Origin of the sequence: Flavobacterium sp. SORGH_AS_0622, assembly GCF_030818825.1 — a bacterium.
Lineage (GTDB): Bacteria > Bacteroidota > Bacteroidia > Flavobacteriales > Flavobacteriaceae > Flavobacterium.
Genome location: NZ_JAUTAX010000001.1, coordinates 2107080 through 2124943, shown reverse-complemented (window position 1 = coordinate 2124943; position 17864 = coordinate 2107080). Strand labels below are relative to the sequence as shown.

Genomic DNA, 17864 nt, shown 5'->3' with positions numbered 1-17864 from the left:
AATTTCTGAAAAATGTACAGCCGAGATATTATTCGTTAATTCGTAACAATTCTAAGCTGATAGAATTTCGGGCTGATTTTTCCGTCTTTAGCTAGAATTTTAATATTCAGCACATCCCTGTTGTCTATTTTTATTTTGATCATTTTTTTATCGGCTGAAGTTATTACAGCCGGCTTTTCATTAATCAAAATACTAATGTTGTCAATATTCAATTCATCTAAAACGCTTATATGCAAAAACCGTCCGCCGCTGTTTTTGTTGAGCATCTGATAAGAAATATAAGAGCTTGTATTTCGCCAGAACTTTCCGTCCTCGTAGCCAGAACTGCTTTTTTCTCCTTTATACAAATGATCAACTTCTGGTTGCTGCTCTCCGCAATTTATTTTATCTATTGTTTTCTCTTCAAGCGCCATAGCCTCGATTTCCTGCTGTTTCAGCAACTTCTGCTTTTCCTTATATTCTTCTTTGGAGTACGTTTGAAAATACATTTGATAACGAGCGTCATGCACCTCGAAAAAAGGTTCTAATTCTAATGAGTCTAAACGAAATCTTAAGTTTGCTAAATCCTGAAGTTTTGAAATATAAGCTGCTTTATCTCCAACCAGTGCATAGGCTTTATCAAGCGGAATAAATTTTCCTCTGGCAGCATGTCCCATTCGGCTGTCATCTGCAAATAAACCGTCTAATCCCTGGGTTGAAGTTTTTGCAGCCAGCACAATCGGTCCTTTTACAAATGCACTCCAATTAGAGCCGTCAGGAAGATTTTCTAAATGTACCGACATTTTAAATCTGACGGTTAATTTATCTCCCGATTTCCATTTTCGTGAAATCGCAGCATATTCAGATGGTTGAGATGCTGTTTTCTGCTCTTTTCCGTTAACGAGTATTTCAAAATTTTCAGCCCATTTTGGATAACGAATATTCAAGGTAAAGTTTTTTGATTTTTTAAGTTTTAAGACTAACTCTGTCTGATTCTCATAAGGGAATTTTGTGGTTTGTTCTATCTCTATTCCATTTTCTTCCCACTTTAAAACCGACGGAATAAAAAGGTTTACAAAAAGATCATTTTGGGAATGACTGTAAATTAATTCTCCGTACTTGGCATGATTTTCAAGCCCCGTTCCCACACAGCACCACATGCTTGTCTGGGGCTGAGAATAAACACGGTAATGATTTGGACGAATAGGCGTAAAATAAACAAAACCACCTTTTTCTGGATGCTGGCTGGAAAGAATATGATTGTAAAGCGTACGTTCATAAAAATCCAGATAATGCACATCATTTTTATCGAGAAACAAAGCCTTTGCAAGACGTTCCATGTTGTACGAATTGCAGGTTTCCGGACCTTCATTCGATTTGACCATTCCGCTGAAATCGTTTACGGGATTAAAATGTTCTGAAACGCTGTTTCCTCCAAATGCAACTGTTCTTTTTTCTGTAACATTATCCCAAAAAAACACTGCCCCATCTAACCATTCTTTATGATCAGAAAGAACAGCAATCTTTTCAAAACCAACAACTTTTGGTATTTGTGTATTGGCATGCAGACCAGTGAGTTTGTCCTCTTTCTGCAATAACGGATTCAGGAAAGCTTTTTGAGATAATTGTTCAGCCGTTTCAAGATATTTTTTGTTTTTTGTAATGATATACAGATCGGCAAAAGATTCATTTATGCCTCCGTGCTCAGTAGCTAAAACTTTCTGGATCTGCTCATCAGAAAGCGGACGGATTAATTCTATAAACCAATCTCCTAATTTTATTACTATTTCTTTCGCTTTCTTGCTTCCAGTATACTGATAAGCATCAATTAGACCAGCAAAAAGTTTATGAATGTTATAGATAGGAACCCAAGTATTGTTTAATCCAAAACTGCTTCCGTCAATATCTCCTTTATGAATCCTGTCCCAAAACACTTTACCCTGCGGAATACCGCCAACATAACCATTGCCATTTTTATCCTGACAGCGTGCCAATTCTGAAAGCATATAGTCTAATCTGTCTTTAAGTACTTTATTTCCAGTAGATGCGTACATTAAAGATAAAGCAGACAGATAATGTCCGCCGATATGTCCGTCAAGTCCTATACTTTCCCAGTTACCGTAGCGATCTGCTTTTGGCGAAAGCCCAGATTCTAATAAATAAGGCGCTAAAAGTTTATCGGGATCTAATGCTAAAATATATTTCAGATCTACATCCTGCGCATTTTTAAATGGTCCTTCTTTTAGTTTTACTGCGCTTAAATCAAATAACTGCATTTGAGCCGATACATTTGCTTTTAGATCTGATTGCGCTTGAGCTAATATAGAAAACCCAAAGAAAAACAGCAGATTAAATAAATGCTTTTTCATGTTTTTTTTAATCATTTTAATATTTTTTTATCTACCAAAAGTCTCCTAAAACTTATTCAGCTACTCTATCACTTTCTGGAGCTCCCAAATAAGAAGGCTTCAAACCGCCTGTATCGATCAAAATTTTTTGAAGCACAATTCCTGGATCTAAAACCCTGAAACGAAGTATATGTTTTCCTGATTTCAGAATGTTATGTTTAGTGGCAGAATGAATCATGTGTTCTGCCTGCCATTTTCCTAATTCTCCTTTATAATGACCATTAAAATTTACGAGCTGTGGTTTTTCTCCATCAAAAGATATTTCATATCGAAGTCCTTTATTACTGTTAAAATTCAGCGTTGGAGCAAGTAAAAGTTCTACCGTAAATTCTCCCGCTGAAGTAAAATTAATTTCGTACTCCACAAAAACATTATCTGCTTCCATTGAGTAACTATTTTGCGGAAATGTTGTAATACCGCTCAATGTTTTTCCAAAATCTGGAATTACTTCCCAATGTATTTTTTTAGAATTATTCATTTTAGAAAAATGAGCTGCATTAATCGATACATAGCCATCTTTTTCTATAAAAACTTTCGGATCAACAATTTCCTTATCAGAAAGATATTTTACGTCTGGAAGAATATTTTTAGGACCATCATGCCAAGCTTTATAGCCTATACGCATCTGATCCATCATATGAGTCCATTTGCTGCCAGAAATCTCATTATTGTATTTATTTTGAAGAATAGAATCTCGCTCAAATTTAACTTTAACCTGATCTGCATAATAATTGGCCACCCTATTTTTTTCGGCTGCCAGTTTCATATTTTTTGCCTGTGCAAAATACATTTCATAAAGATTACAGCAGGCATCTATTGGATATAAAACCAGTTGAAAATAAGCATCTTTATATTCTTTAGGAAGTTCATTGTACACTCTATAAGCATCAAGGGCTAAGTTTTTATACTCATTAACAACTGTTTCAAATTCATTATAATTTTCTAAAGAATAGGTTTTGCTGTCCAGCATTTCTGGAGTAACGCGACGATTAAATTTCGGATAGGTATTTAATAGTCTGGCTACTTCTTTAGAATATTTGCTCCCAAACTGCTCTGCTGCCCAGTTTTCTGTATATTGAAAGAGATTCTGAGAATTGAAATTTTTAGGGTTCCAAGCCATGTCCAAAAAGAAGCTGATTGGGAATTCCATTGGCTTTAAGTCACCAACATTAACAATCCAAACTTTATCGACCCCGTTTTCATAGCTAAGATTCATTTGTTCCCAGACCCTTTGTATCGGACTTATGTTAATCCATTTTGAATTTCTTGGACCGCCCACATAATCAAAATGATAATACATTCCGTATCCGCCTTTATGTAAGGGTTTTGAAAGATCTGGAAGTTTGCGGACATTTCCCCAGTTGTCATCACAGAACAAGAGAATAACATCATCAGGAACTCGCATTCCCTGATCGTAATAATCCTGAACCTCTTTATATAAAGCCCAAACCTGAGGTGTTTTATTGGCACTTTTACCTGTTTCTTTCTCAATAATTTTACGTTGTTCTTTTACAATATTCTCCAGTAAGCTAATATTAGTGCCTTCGCTCATTGCTTCATCGCCATCACCGCGCATTCCAATGGTTACCAGCTTTTCCCAATTTTTGCTTCGCTGAATTCCTGTTTTCCAGAATTCGTCTAAAACCGTCTTATTTTTGGAGTAATCCCATATATTAGGCAGATTATTTTTTTTGATGTATCGACGCCAATCTGTCTGCGCCAAAGCCATTGGCTCATGATGGGAAGTGCCCATTACAATTCCCATTTCATCAGCCAAAGGCCCACTGGCCGCATCATCGTCATAAAATGCATTTCCCCACATTGCAGGCCACATGTAATTGCCCTTTAACCTAAGTACTAATTCAAAAACTTTTTCATAAAATTTGCTGTTGAAACCATCAAAAGTAGCTTTTGCCCAGCCGCTTAATGCAGGTGCTTCATCATTCAGGAAAATCCCTCTGTACTTTACAGCTGGTTCTCCATCTGTATAAATTCCTTTAATAAAATAAATATTTTCTTTATGTTTTACGGGTACATCTGCCCAGTAATACCATGGAGAAACGCCAATTTGTCTGGATAGTTCATAAATTCCGTAAATTGTACCGCGTTTATCACTTCCTGCAATTACAAGCGCCTCATCTACGCCATTGAAAGGGTTTTTAATCTGCTGTATAATAAACTTCTCATTTTTGCCTTTGAGTTCTTTTCCTTCGATTTTTTTTTGTTTAATTAAATCATCAATAACAGAATTTGTCCCTATCATTCCAATAATAATGAGTGGTGATGAAGTATTGGGATTTTGATTTAAAATATTAGGACGCTGGCCTGTAACTTTTTCAAAATCTGACTGAAGATTATTTACAGCACGCAAAATACCTGCATCCAAATTTGGATTTACCCAAAGAGAGAGTGATAAAGACTTTTCTTTCAGCACCATAACGTTCTGGTTTCTCTCTTCTGTTATAAAGGGCTGAGAAGCCTTTGAAATAGTACTTATTAAAACAATAATTACAGTGCTTATAAATTTCAAATAGTTTTTCATGAGGTGTTTATTATCAAGACATTCCAGGTAGTTTATTTTAAATCAAAATCTTTTAATTCTGTTTTATTCTGTTATTTGAACAGCAACTGTGAGTACAGGAACAAATCATGTCTCCATACTGGCCAGGTGTGCCCGCCAGAATATTCACTATATTTATATTTAATGCCTGATTGATCCAATTTCTGCATCATGATTTTACAGTTCTCATAGGCTATATCTTCTTTTCCTCCCATAGAAATCCAGAAATCTTTTAGATTAGCATTAATAGACTGTGCGTTGTTTTTTATAAATTCATATTGAGGATCTGATAATTTTGGATTATTTGCCCACCAGCCTGAGCTGAATACTCCAAGACTTGAAAACATAGCGGAGTTTTTTATTCCTGCATAAAGCGTCTGAAGCCCTCCCATTGATAAACCTGCTAAAGCTCTATTTTTGCTGTCTGTTGCAACTTTAAAATTACTTTCAATAAAAGGTATTGCTCCATTTTTCAACTCATTTTCAAATGCTTTTAATGTTTCTTCGCTAAAACCTGCAATACCACCTGTGTTTCCCATATTTCCGTCAAGCATTACAATAAGCATTTTCTTTGCTTTGTTTTCTGCAATTAAATTATCTAAAATCAAATTTGCTTTTCCCTGAGTACTCCATCCTCTTTGGTCTTCACCTCCTCCATGCAATAGATACAGCACAGGGAATTTTTCGGATGAAGTTTCATATCCTGGAGGCGTATATACATACATTTCACGCCATGAATTAGTTCCTTTAGAAAAATATTTCATTATTCTTACTTCTCCATGCGGAACGGTTTTCAATTCATAGAAATCGCCATCTCTTTTAGGAATTTCTATTCCGCTGGCCATACGTCCCATTCCAAAAAAAGTTTCGCTTGATGGATCTGCAACTGCCACACCGTCAATTAATAGCGAGTAATAATTAAATCCTCCGTTTATTACATCAGTCGTAACATTCCAAACCCCCTGACCGTCTTTCAGCATATCGTACTTTCTTCCAAGATCTATCTGCACTTTTGATGCTTCAGGTGCGTTTACTTTGAATACTACCCTGTTATCCGGCAGAATCTGAGGATATTTTGCGTTACGTATGTTTGTTTGGGCTGTCGTTCCTAAAACGGTATATTTTGCAAAACTTGACTCGTCCACAGATTTGAACAATAACTGAGAGAACATGTATAAGCTGTTTTTCCATACTTTAAAATCATGAACCCCAGGTTCGAGATAATAAATGTGAGGCACATTGTTTTTAAATAAGTAATCGTGAGTTCGTCTGCTGTTTTCCAGCAGCCAGTCATTGTCTCCACAAGAAATCCAAAGCAGTTTCAATTTCTTTTTGGTTTCTTCGGGATTAGGCACTAACTCTTCTGTTTTCTTAGTATTTGGAGCCGATGAAAATCCGCCTATCCAGGCAAACTTGTCTAAGTTTCCTAATCCGAAATTCAGAGATTGTCCGCCTCCCATAGATAATCCTGCAATGGCACGGTGCTCTCTATCTTTGTAAACATTATATTTTTTTTCAATAAAAGGAATTAAATCCTTCAATAAATCTTTTTCAAAATCTGCAAACGCCTGCACTTTGTCTGGTGCCATTATATTTCCAGTAGCGCTGTCATCTTTCATGGCTCTGCCGTTTGGCATTACCACAATCATGGGCTGTAATTTTCCTTCTGCATAAAGGTTGTCAAATATAATCTGCGGATTCCCTCCGTTAAGCCATTCTTTTTCATCTCCTCCAATTCCATGCAAAAGGTATAAAACTGGGTATTTTTTGCTTTTACTAAATCCAGGCGGTGTATAAACAGCTGCTTTTCTAATTGTCCCAACTGTCTTTGAATCATAGCTTACCATTTCTATTTTTCCCGCTGGAACTGTATTGTCTAACTGGTCAAATCCTACTGGCGCCTGAACTATAAAGGGTTCATTTGTGTTATTTGATTTATATCCTAATAACGAAAGCATTTTTTCTGCATAACGTTTTCCTAAATCTCTATATCCTGCAGCACTAAAATGCAGTAAATCTGAAGCTACTGCACAGCCTTTTGATGAAATTACATAAGAAGTTGGAATGGTTTGAGGCAGTGTTGCAATGATTTTATTCATGCTGGCACATTTTCCTTTTTGTTCTTCATGAACGGTTTCTCCAGAAAGCAGCGGCACCTTTTTAGGATCAAGGTTTAGATCTTTCATCAGGTTGTCGTATACTATTTTTACCTTTTTTGGCCATAGCGTATCACCTGTGTTAGATTCTCCCTGATGCAGTAAAATACCTTTTATAACGCCTTTTTTCTGCGCAATTTTTGCCATCTCTACAAGTCTCGCATACGGACTGCCATTATATTCTTTAATCATTCCCAACATCCAGTCTGGTGCTGTTTTGACATAATTTTCGAAATTATTTTTATCAAAAAGCTCAATTTTACACCCTCCCACTGCAACATTTACCACTCCTACTTTTATGTTTTTAGGAAGATTGGCAACCATTGTTCTTCCAAAATAATCTGTTGGAGATAATCCAGTTTTGCATCGGCATAATGGCGGAATTGCTGTATACCATTTACCCATTTCACGATTCAAATCTGGGCAGTTTACTGCTTCCAGAACCTGAAAGCGAGGATCTACATTTATTTTGTCTTCAGCTTCTATAGGAGCAGCGCCTTCCATATTGGACTGTCCAAAACTTAAATAAACATGAAAATTTGGATCCTGAGAATATCCATTTTGTCCTGTTAAAAAAAGGAGCGCTATTGCGAAAAATCTAATTATTGATTTCATGGTATCGTGTTATCTGTTTATTTAAATAAGTTTAAATCTACTACTTCACCCATCCTTTGGTATCCCAGTTCGTTTGGATGTAAAAAATCGCCGTCATGCATATTTGACAAGATAGTTTTAGAGTCAGTTGCTGATGCCATTTCTTTGTCAAAATCTATCACGGCATCAAAATTGTTGTTTCGAATCCATGCATTTACGATATCTCTTGCTTCTTGTTTGAAAGGTGCATCATAAAATGATTTTTGAAAAGGCAGAATTGTACATCCATATACTTTTATGCCTCTGGCATGTGCTTTCTCAATCATAATTTTATAAGCATCTATAATTTCCTGCGCTTTTACAGGAGCATCTTCTGCTCTCTTAATTCCGCCTATGTCATTTATGCCTTCTAAAATTACGAGCCATTTTGTACCTGCCTGCGAAAGTACATCACGATCAAAACGGTCTAATGCTGTTGGGCCTAATCCGCCTTTTACAACGCAATTTCCTCCTATCCCTAAATTCAAAACTCCAACATTTGCAGTCGTTTTATCTTCTCTCAATCTAGCTGCTAAAATATCTGTCCAGCGATTTTGCCTGTTTGTGCCAGATCCGCGTCCATCAGTAATGGAATTTCCTAAACAAACAATATTAGACGCATTTTTTGAAACCATTACATCCAGTCCCATAATAGAGTACCAATGATCTGTTTTTACGGCATTAGAAAAAACGTCATTATCAAGATTATCACCTGGCAGAATATAGGATGTTGTTCTAGACCCAGGATGTCCAGATGTTTTTTGTGATGAGGCTCCATAATAAATAGTTATAGCAAGCAGCTGACCAGGTTTTAATTGAAAATGCAGCATATCTGAAAACACTTCCTGTCCCGGATTTAGTATTATCTCCTGACTTCCATTAAAACTAAGATTCTTTTGTGTCTTTTTATCAATTGCCGGAGCGTCAATTACGTTGGCTATACTAACTTTCTTTAAAACGGTAACCTGATCGCTGAATATATTTGAAAAACGAAGACGGATTTGCTCTCCTCCTATAGAAACTTTTATAATCTGGCGAAGTGTGTTTTCGGCCAAACCTGGGGCTGGAGGCATATTGTTTGGTTCTACAAGCATTTGTGCACAAGCCCACGATCCTGCCCAGTTTGCTGAAGCTGACTTTTTAGACGAATTTTCTAGTGCTTGATTGGTCTTGCATCCTGCAATTAAAATAAAAAGCTGCAAAAACAATACATATTTTAAATGTCTTTTTATCATACCTGTTAATTTAAAACATCTTTATTTTTTCCAAAAAGCACAGTGATGAAGTACTTCTCTTTCCGTAAACTCTTCTTTTTATCAATAATGAGAGTTTGAAAAATTCTATTTCGGATGCGCGTTATTAAATGAAGTGGCATATAATCCTACCAAAGCTCCTGTAAATCCGCCAGCTACGTTTGTTGAAAGGATATCCCCTGAAACTGCGCTTCCCAGATTTTGAAAATCCGCACCATTTAATGCGTAACTAAACTGATAACTATCTCCAGCAGCTTTAACTTGAAGGCGCAATGCTCCTTTAATTTTTATTTTTGCACTTGATACAATTTCTGACTGTCCATTTTCTGTTCTTTCCAGCAGTATATAAGTATCTTTTCCTTTTTTAGTTACTCCAAAAACATAATTATAGCGTTCATTCTGCAGACATACAATTCCTGCCAGATCTTTTTCAGATTCTGGTTTAAACTCTAATGTAGTTTCAAAAGAAAAAGTATTGTGCTGCTGTCTGTAAAATAATGTAGAGGTTGGTTTTAATTCTTGGATATTTACAGGAAATGGATTAATCTGTAATCCTTTTTTAACAATAGAAATAAAATGCTCCCTTGGACCTCGTAATCCTATCCATCTGTAATCTAACTTTTCTGAGGTGAAATTCTCTGTAAATGTAAAATTTCCATTAGGGAAAAAACCATCTTTACCAGTTTTGTTTACTACTCCATTTGGCATTTTTAATTTTGGCCCCATTGGAACCAAGCCATTTTCAAAAACAGGAAAAGTACCTGACCAATCTACCGGAAGCATAAATGTTTCGCGTCCTGCATTTACTCTATCTTTTTCGTTTGGTCGTATCCCTAAAAATACACCGTAATATTTATTATCAGGTCCAAGCACTAAATCAGCATGTCCTGCCCAATCTACTTTGTTTGGTCTGTTTTGAGGGAAATATCTTTGAGTAAGGATTGGATTATTAGATGATGGCTTAAAAGGCCCTTTTGGACTATCACTAATAAAAACTACCTCACTATGATTTCCTCCTGTACCTCCTTCGGCACACATTAAATAATAATGATTGTCTTTTTTGTATAAATGAGGAGCTTCAATCCAGATAGGTTTCTTTGAAAGATCAACTCCGCCATCCACTATAATTTTATCTGTCCCTGAAATTACCTGATCTTTTTCTAAATCATATTCCCAAACTTTAATTACACGATGTCCGCTGTACAATTCTTTTCCTTTATCAGGAGCATCATTGTGTACCACATAACCTTTGCCGTTGTCATCAAAGAAAATAGAAGGATCTATTCCGTTAAAAGCTAATTTAATTGGGCTTCCCCATCCTTTTTTAGGATCTTTCGTTTTTACAATAATATTTCCCATATTACCAGTAAAAGCCGTTACAATCATATAGAAAGTATCATTATGAGGGTTATAAGTAATGCCTGGTGCATAAACTCCTGCACTGATACCAGTATCATGAGGATTAAACTCTGAAACTTTATTTAATACCCCACCTAAATCAGTCCAGTTTACCAAATCTTTAGAATGAAAAATCGGCACTCCTGGAAACATCGCAAATGAAGAACATACCATGTAATAGTCGTCACCTTTTCTTGTAATAGCCGGATCAGGATAACATCCTTGTAGAATTGGCGAATAAAATTCATCCTCTTTTAAGGGATTGTTTTTATAAATTTGGTCTTCTCCTATATAATAAACCTTAGAAAAAATAGGCTTTTTACTGTTTTTCATTTTTGAAACTGTGCTTCCCTGAGCATGAATAAAGACAGAGCAAAACAAAGCTGCAACTGATAGGAGAAACTGTTTTTTCTTGATCATTGTATTGTATTTATTAAAATATATTCGAAAAATATTAAAAAGCCGAGATGGATACTCCCGGCTTTTTATTAAAACTAACTTAAATAAACCATAAGACTTTATCTCTATCTGTATACAATTAGTTTTATAAGATAGAACTTAATAACCAGGATTCTGATATGCAGCTTTTTCATCAGCTGACATTTCCATTCCATCAATCTGCGCCTGTGGAATAGGTCTTAGATAATGATGTGGTTCAATTGTTCTGGTCACTACTTCTGGTGTGTGTTGTCCATAGTTAGAACCTCCTATAGAGTATTTTCCAGCAATTTCATTCCACTTCTGTGTTCTCACTAAGTCATACCAACGGTATCCTTCTCCAAAAAACTCGCGTGAGCGCTCGGCAAGAATGTAGTTAATATCAATTACAGCTGGAGTTGCACTTGTCATAGCCGCGCTGTTATCCTGTATTTTTGTGGTATTTCCATTATTGTTCCATCTCCATTTTCCGGCTCTGGCTCTCAATACATTTACAAGTGACCTAGCGCTTAAAGATCCTGTTGCTCCTTTCACTGCAGCTTCGGCGGCAACAAGATATAATTCTGAAAATTTTGCTACTGGAAATGGTCTTGTACTTCCAGCATTAGGCTGTCCTAGTCCTCCTGCATTATCTGTTCTGTAAGGACCTAATTTCCAAAAACCTGGGTATACTATTCTGCTTATTCCTTTTGGAGAAATCACATAATCAGCTCTACCTGGCAGAACTCCCGCTCCAACTCCGCTGTCTCCTTGTCCTGAAGGATAAGTTATCGGAGTTAGTGGCTCGTCATCAAGGAAAGTTAAAACAGCATCACCTGGCTTAATTGTCAAACCATTTGCATTGGTTAGCGTTACTACGCCTGTAAGACCTGTTCCCTGAAGATTCCAATTGCCTCTGAAAACTGTCGCAAATGTTCCGTCATATCTAGAATCATTAATCTTGTCTGCGAATGTATTGGTAAAAACTTCAATAGGCGGAGCCATTCTTGTCCATGGACGTCCTAAAAATTGATTTGCTTCTCTTTGTACTGATGAAACTGCTGCAGTTCCGTTTTTGCTTCGAATAGCAGTATAATTCCAAGTAACCATCCACCCAGAAAAGTTATCTGGGGCACCACCGCTTCCATAAGTAAGACTTGCTCCATTGTAATATTCACTGCTCTCTGTATGATCAGCATACAGCATTACTTCTTTATTTCTGTCATTTGATCCCACATTAACATCATAATAAGAGTCAAGCAATCCATAAGAACCTGGATTATTTATTCCGTCAACAGCAATGTTATAAGCCTGCTGAAAGTACCATTGCGCATTATGTCCGTCAGGATCTGTTCTTGGAGTGTCTGGGTAAGTTGGAATATTATTAGGGTTCTCCAGCCACCAGCCATAAGTAAGATACGCCTTTGCCAAAAATAGTCGTGCAACAGTTTTGGTTACTGTACCTGTGAGCCTTGGAGCATCAGGAAGATCATTAACTGCAGCAAGTAAATCTGGAAAAATAGCTTTTGTATACACTTCTGGAACCGTGTTACGTTTTGAATATCTTGAAGGCTTACTGTTAAACTTTAATTCTCCAGCTCCTAAATCCAATGGCACACCTCCAAAAGTCTGAACCAGCAAAAAGTAATCAAAACCTCTAAAAAATTTAGATTCTGCAATTAAGCTGCTGGCAACTCCTACGGCAGCTCCATTCTCAATAATACCACTAGCGGTATTGATATCATAATATGAATTATTCCACAAAACATCTGAACGGCTTGACGTTGGATTAATAATACCTACTCCTGATAAATCATGATCTTTAAAATTTCCGTCAGCGCTCTGCGCATATGTTGCTTCGTCTGTTCCCGTCTGACTGGAATTGTAAAAATAAGCCTGACCATAAATCCAGCGTAAATGCGCATAATGAGAGGTTAATCCCTGCTTAACTCCCTGCTCTGTTTTAAAGTAACCCGGTTCATAAAAATCATGAGGTTTTTCCTCTAATATATCTGAACAGCCAGCTAATGAAAGTAACACTGTTGACCCTATAATTAAATTTTTAAAAATATATCGTTTCATATCTGTATCTGATTAAAATGTTAAATTAAGTCCGAATAAATAATTTCTGGTTGTAGGTGTATTGGTACCAATAACAGAGAATCTTCTTTGATACGATGCTACTGCCTGGTTTTCATCACCTAGTGAATTAGTTTCAGGATCCATTCCAGATTTATCATGATATGGAGAAAATAAAACAAACGGATTCTGTGCTGTAAAATATAGTCTTAATTTATCTATACCCAGATTTCTTGTAAAAGTCTGATCGATAGTATATCCAAGAGTAATTGCTCGGATTTTTACATAGGACGCATCAAAATACCCCATTGTTGACATGTACTTAGGATTGTCTCCACTTCGGATACCTCTTGGGTTAGGGAATTCTGCATCTCTGTTATCTGGAGTCCAGTAATCTACATCAACGTTGCTTCTTCGTCCGTTTAATAAGTTCAAATAACTTGCTCCACCATACAGCGTACTGATTAAGACTCCTCCGCTTTTAAATGCCCCTACTGCATTAAAATCGAATCCTTTATAGGTTACATTGGTATTGAAACCTCCTTGAAAATCTGGATCTGTTTCAATAATCTGGCGATCGCTTGCATTTATAGCACGAGCTGGTGAACCGTCTGGATTATACTCTCCAGTATATTTAACTTTAATAGATCCTACAACTGTTCCCTGCTGATTAATTCCTGTTGGGCCTGGCTCTAAAATTGACATATACGGATCGCCTTCCTGCCAGATTCCAGTCTTTTCATAATCAAAAATGGAATTAATATTATATCCAACAAACCAATTGTTTGCTTCGTCACGGCTCGCCCCTGAGGCTAAAGCAACAAGCTTATTTTCATTTTTATAAAAATTAACTCCAACAGACCATGTAACACCATTAGGATTATCAAGTATAACTCCATTCAACGAGATTTCATAACCTTTGTTCTCTGTTTCTCCCACATTTGCCACATAGCTGCTCACACCAGATGTTGCAGGCAGTCCCACTCGCTGTAATAGATTTTTGGTATTTGTTTTATAATATTCGACTGTACCGGATAAACGGTTATTAAAAAATCCGAAATCTAAACCGTAGTTCCATGTAGTTGAAAACTCCCATCCCAAATTAGGATTTGGAAGCTCAGTAACATATACTCCAGTTGAATTATTACTTCCGAAATTGTATGGTCTTGTGCTTAAAGCTCCAAGAGTTGCGTAGGGAGATACTGCCTGATTGGAAGTTTCACCATACCCTGCTCTCAATTTCAATAGGCTAATGCTTTTAACATCTTTAAGAAATGACTCATTTGAAAGTGTCCATCCAGCAGAAACCGCAGGATAAGTAACCCATTTGTTTCCAGGAGATAATCTTGATGAACCATCGGAACGTACTGTTCCAGATATAAAGTAACGATTGTCATAAGAGTACATTAACCTTGCCATATACGATGTTAATCCCCATTGGGTATAATCTTGATCTGCAGGGTTAATTACAGCTTCTTCCTCGCTTTGTCCTAAATTATAAAACTGGAAGGCATCAGAGGTAATTCCGTTTCGAGTCACTCTAGAACTCTGTCCTGTATACTGCTCGTTTGAATACAATCCTACAAAATTCACGGTATGTTTCTGTGCAAAAGTTTTATCATAAGTGATTAAATTTTCCAGCAGCCATTGCGTAGACCAGCCATTTGTTATTGCAGCATTAGAAAGTGTCGTAGGGTTAACGTCAAAAACTCCCTGACCTTCATAATATCCTGCATTTGATGTTCTTAAATTTAAACCAGTATTTAGTCTGTATTTCAGTCCGTCAATACCAGGAATTTTAACTTCTGCAAAAATGTTATTATAAGAACTGAAAGCTCTATTTAGATTAACATAAGAATCTCCTAAGCTTTTAATGGATTGTCTGGTGTAAACCCATTGATCATCAGCCGCCATGCTGACTGTTCTTTTCAGAGAACCATCTGCATTGTATGGATTAGCCAGCGGTGAAGTCCCTAGAATAGTTCCTGTTCCGATATTATCTCCATTTGTAATGCTGTAATTGCTATTGGTATTAAAACCTATGCGGATAGATCGGTTAATCTGCTGGTCTAAACCTGCTCTAAGACTGAAACGCTCATATTTTTGACCAGGAAGAACTGATTCTTCTTTGTAATATCCAAAACCTGCATTATAAGCTCCCGTTTCACTTCCTCCCGAAACACTTACATCGTGACTAATCATTTCTCCAGAACCGTACAATAAATCCTGCCAGTCTGTATTTACATTTCTTTTTTCGTCAACACCATCTACATACAAGCCTGTATAATCACGAAGTGCAGCGAACTTAGAGGCATCCATCATAGGATATCTTGAAAAAACCTGTTTTATTCCGCTAAAACCGTTATATGAAAATGTTGCTTTTTGATTTTTTTTCCCTTTTAAGGTAGTCACTAAAATTACACCATTAGCTCCACGCGAACCATAGATAGCAGTTGCAGAAGCATCTTTTAGAATATCAACCGACTTAATATCTGCAGGATTAATATCTCCTATGGAACCTGCAAACGGAACTCCATCGAGTACAACCAACGGATCATTACTACCTGTAAGGGATCTTGTTCCTCGTATTCTGATCTGCATGGCTGCCCCAGGTTTAGAAGAAGTTTGTGTCATCTCTACCCCAGGCAGTCTTCCTTGCAAGGCTTGAGTAATATTAGCCGCAGGCACTTCATTTAATTCCTTCCCTCCCAATGAAGCAACCGATCCTGTAACAGCTTCCTTAATTTGGGTACCATATCCAATAACGACTACTTCTTTTAAGTTATTTGAGTCTTCCTCTAAAAGTACATTGATTTTAGTTTGACCATTTATATTAATTTCTTTGCTTTTGAAGCCTATAAAACTAAAAACGAGTACACCATTTGAAGGAGCACTTATAAGATAGTTTCCATCGAAACCAGTGCTTACCCCGTTTTTTGTTCCTTTTAAAGTAACATTCACTCCAGGAATTGGACCACTTGCGTCCGAAACTGTGCCTGTAACTGTTGTTTGTGCCTTCATTTGAAATGAGGCCAAAAACAACAGGATCAAAAAACCAAAGCCTTTGCAATGCTTCGATTTACTTGTAATAAAAAAATTATTCATAAAAATGGATTTAATTATTAAAATTGGTTTTTGTTAGTAAGTTTTCATTAACACTTTTAAGGTTAAAATGTAGTACTACTTATAAGTGTATTTATTACAAATGTAAAAAAATATATTTCAAAAACAATCGGTTGTGTAATTATTTTTTACACACTATAAAAAAAATAGCGTCTAAAAAAATAATTATCTCATAATTAATCACAAAATATTAATAATATATCAAAAACAACTACAACGTTGTAGCAAAATTTAATAAAAATAAGACACTACTGCTTTATTCTTAAAGAAAATATAAAAAGATAAAATTTTGGTTTTTATTTAAAAAAAATTAAGATTTACTACTTCTAGTAGTTTCAGACCATTAAAAATTACCAGTAAAATAGTACATTACAAATATTGTTCTATAATAGAGGTCAATAAAAAGATTAAATGCAACCTAAAACAATCGATTGTTTTTCAAAAAAGAAAACCTTTCGCAGTACACGAAAGGTTTTTACAATTAAATTTTATAGAAGAGAAAGAAGATTTATTCAAAAAATAAAAATCAATTTTCGTAGATGTCGGAATATAATTAACTTTTACATGCTTTCGAAATCAGAAACCGTTTTAAACACATTGTAACGCTCTCTGACTATGATAATTTAAATAGTAAAGAATAGTTTCTTTTGAGTATAAAAAATTATACTCTTTTTGAAGATTCGCGAATAAGAACCTCTGTATTAAGAAAAGTTATTTCTTTGGCTTCTTCTTCCTTGAGTGATTTAATATTATCTATAATAATATTTGCAGCTGCTTTTCCCATTTTTTCAGCAGGGTGCGTAATAGTTGAAATATTTGGCTCGATTATTTCTGAAATAGGATCATTATTAAAGCCAATTACAGCTAAATCCTGAGGCACTTTAATACCTCTCTTTTTGGCTGTCTGCACAGCACTTACAGCAAGAATATCTCCTGGTGCAAAAAGCCCATCTGGCGGTGGTTTTAAACTGAACAGCTTATTGCAAGCCTTTACACCATCATCATAGGTCATTGCCTTTAGATTTATAATTAATTCCTCTTTCAATGGCAGACCATGGTCTGTTAATGCATCAATATAACCTCTTTTTCTTTCATTGTAAAGATTACCAAATTCTCCGCCTGCAGTCATATGGGCTATTCTTTTACAGCCTTGTTCAATAAGATGTTTTGTTGCCTTATAACCAGCGGTATAATTATCAATTACAACCCTAAAAGTATTATAACCTTTGGGAACTCGGTCGACAAATACAAGAGGTATGTTATTATTTGAAAACTGCTGAAAATGAGAAGTATCTTTTGTCTCCATTGCCAGCGAACAAATAACACCGCTTACTCTGCTGCTATAAAGTGATTTTGCCATATTAACTTCCTCATCATATGAATCGTGCGACTGCATAATAATAACTGAAAAATCAGATTTTCTAGCTGTAATTTCAATCCCGCTAATTAGTGATGATAAGAAAGGCTGAGTGATAGTTGGAATTAAAACACCAATCGTTTTAGACTTGTTGCCTCTTAATCCCGCAGCCAAAGTATTAGGAACAAAGCCCATTTCTTCTGCTGTTTTTTTTACTTTTTTAATAGTCTTATCACTTATAGTATGATGGTCTTTCAAGGCTCTTGAAATAGTCGATGTGGCCAGATTGAGTCTCGCTGCAATATCGTAAATAGTTACATGTCTATGCTCTTCCATTACTATACAAGTATTAGTAAATGTAAATATAGATATAATTTTAAAACGAAAGACTGGTCGTACATAATTGGAAAATGTGATTTTGTTGTATCTTATTTTTACTTAACCACCTTAAACCAACTCCTTAAAAAAAAGTTATAATTTTCATTTTTATGCTTAAATGAA

8 protein-coding genes are annotated in these 17864 nt (G+C 35.9%); all 8 read right to left on the bottom strand.

The window, feature by feature from the left end; translation table 11 throughout:
- Positions 1-35 precede the first annotated feature (35 nt).
- The 8 genes from QE431_RS09255 to QE431_RS09220 all read right to left on the bottom strand — a co-directional run bounded on the left by QE431_RS09255 (position 36) and on the right by QE431_RS09220 (position 17699).
- Positions 36-2363, bottom strand: coding sequence for a glycoside hydrolase family 127 protein (locus QE431_RS09255; RefSeq protein ID WP_307295177.1), 2328 nt, complete (start codon positions 2361-2363; stop codon positions 36-38).
- A 37-nt stretch (positions 2364-2400) separates the two neighbouring features.
- A complete protein-coding gene (locus QE431_RS09250) occupies positions 2401-4929 on the bottom strand; it encodes a glycosyl hydrolase 115 family protein (RefSeq protein WP_307295176.1) in 2529 nt (842 codons plus the stop codon).
- A gap of 71 nt (positions 4930-5000) precedes the next feature.
- The gene (locus tag QE431_RS09245; protein ID WP_307295175.1) at positions 5001-7718 is read right to left on the bottom strand and encodes an alpha/beta hydrolase-fold protein; all 2718 of its coding nucleotides are present in this window, start codon (positions 7716-7718) and stop codon (positions 5001-5003) included.
- A gap of 17 nt (positions 7719-7735) precedes the next feature.
- Complete coding sequence (locus QE431_RS09240; RefSeq protein WP_307295174.1) at positions 7736-8971, bottom strand: SGNH/GDSL hydrolase family protein; 1236 nt, start codon at positions 8969-8971, stop codon at positions 7736-7738.
- Positions 8972-9076: 105 nt separating this feature from the next.
- Positions 9077-10807 (bottom strand): glycoside hydrolase family 43 protein, encoded by a 1731-nt coding sequence (locus tag QE431_RS09235; protein WP_307295173.1) that lies wholly within the window; start codon positions 10805-10807, stop codon positions 9077-9079.
- 138 nt (positions 10808-10945) lie between these two features.
- Positions 10946-12886, bottom strand: coding sequence for a RagB/SusD family nutrient uptake outer membrane protein (locus tag QE431_RS09230; protein ID WP_307295172.1), 1941 nt, complete (start codon positions 12884-12886; stop codon positions 10946-10948).
- 12 nt (positions 12887-12898) lie between these two features.
- Positions 12899-15988, bottom strand: a complete 3090-nt coding sequence (locus tag QE431_RS09225) for a TonB-dependent receptor (protein ID WP_307295171.1) — start codon at positions 15986-15988, stop codon at positions 12899-12901.
- A 679-nt stretch (positions 15989-16667) separates the two neighbouring features.
- Positions 16668-17699, bottom strand: coding sequence for a LacI family DNA-binding transcriptional regulator (locus QE431_RS09220; protein ID WP_307295170.1), 1032 nt, complete (start codon positions 17697-17699; stop codon positions 16668-16670).
- Positions 17700-17864 lie beyond the last annotated feature (165 nt).

Bases quoted from the DNA above. Each gene is read 5' to 3' on its own strand.
- QE431_RS09255 (WP_307295177.1), bottom strand. From the start codon at position 2,363: ATGATTAAAAAAAACATGAAAAAGCATTTATTTAATCTGCTGTTTTTC.
- QE431_RS09250 (WP_307295176.1), bottom strand. From the start codon at position 4,929: ATGAAAAACTATTTGAAATTTATAAGCACTGTAATTATTGTTTTAATA.
- QE431_RS09245 (WP_307295175.1), bottom strand. From the start codon at position 7,718: ATGAAATCAATAATTAGATTTTTCGCAATAGCGCTCCTTTTTTTAACA.
- QE431_RS09240 (WP_307295174.1), bottom strand. From the start codon at position 8,971: ATGATAAAAAGACATTTAAAATATGTATTGTTTTTGCAGCTTTTTATT.
- QE431_RS09235 (WP_307295173.1), bottom strand. From the start codon at position 10,807: ATGATCAAGAAAAAACAGTTTCTCCTATCAGTTGCAGCTTTGTTTTGC.
- QE431_RS09230 (WP_307295172.1), bottom strand. From the start codon at position 12,886: ATGAAACGATATATTTTTAAAAATTTAATTATAGGGTCAACAGTGTTA.
- QE431_RS09225 (WP_307295171.1), bottom strand. From the start codon at position 15,988: ATGAATAATTTTTTTATTACAAGTAAATCGAAGCATTGCAAAGGCTTT.
- QE431_RS09220 (WP_307295170.1), bottom strand. From the start codon at position 17,699: ATGGAAGAGCATAGACATGTAACTATTTACGATATTGCAGCGAGACTC.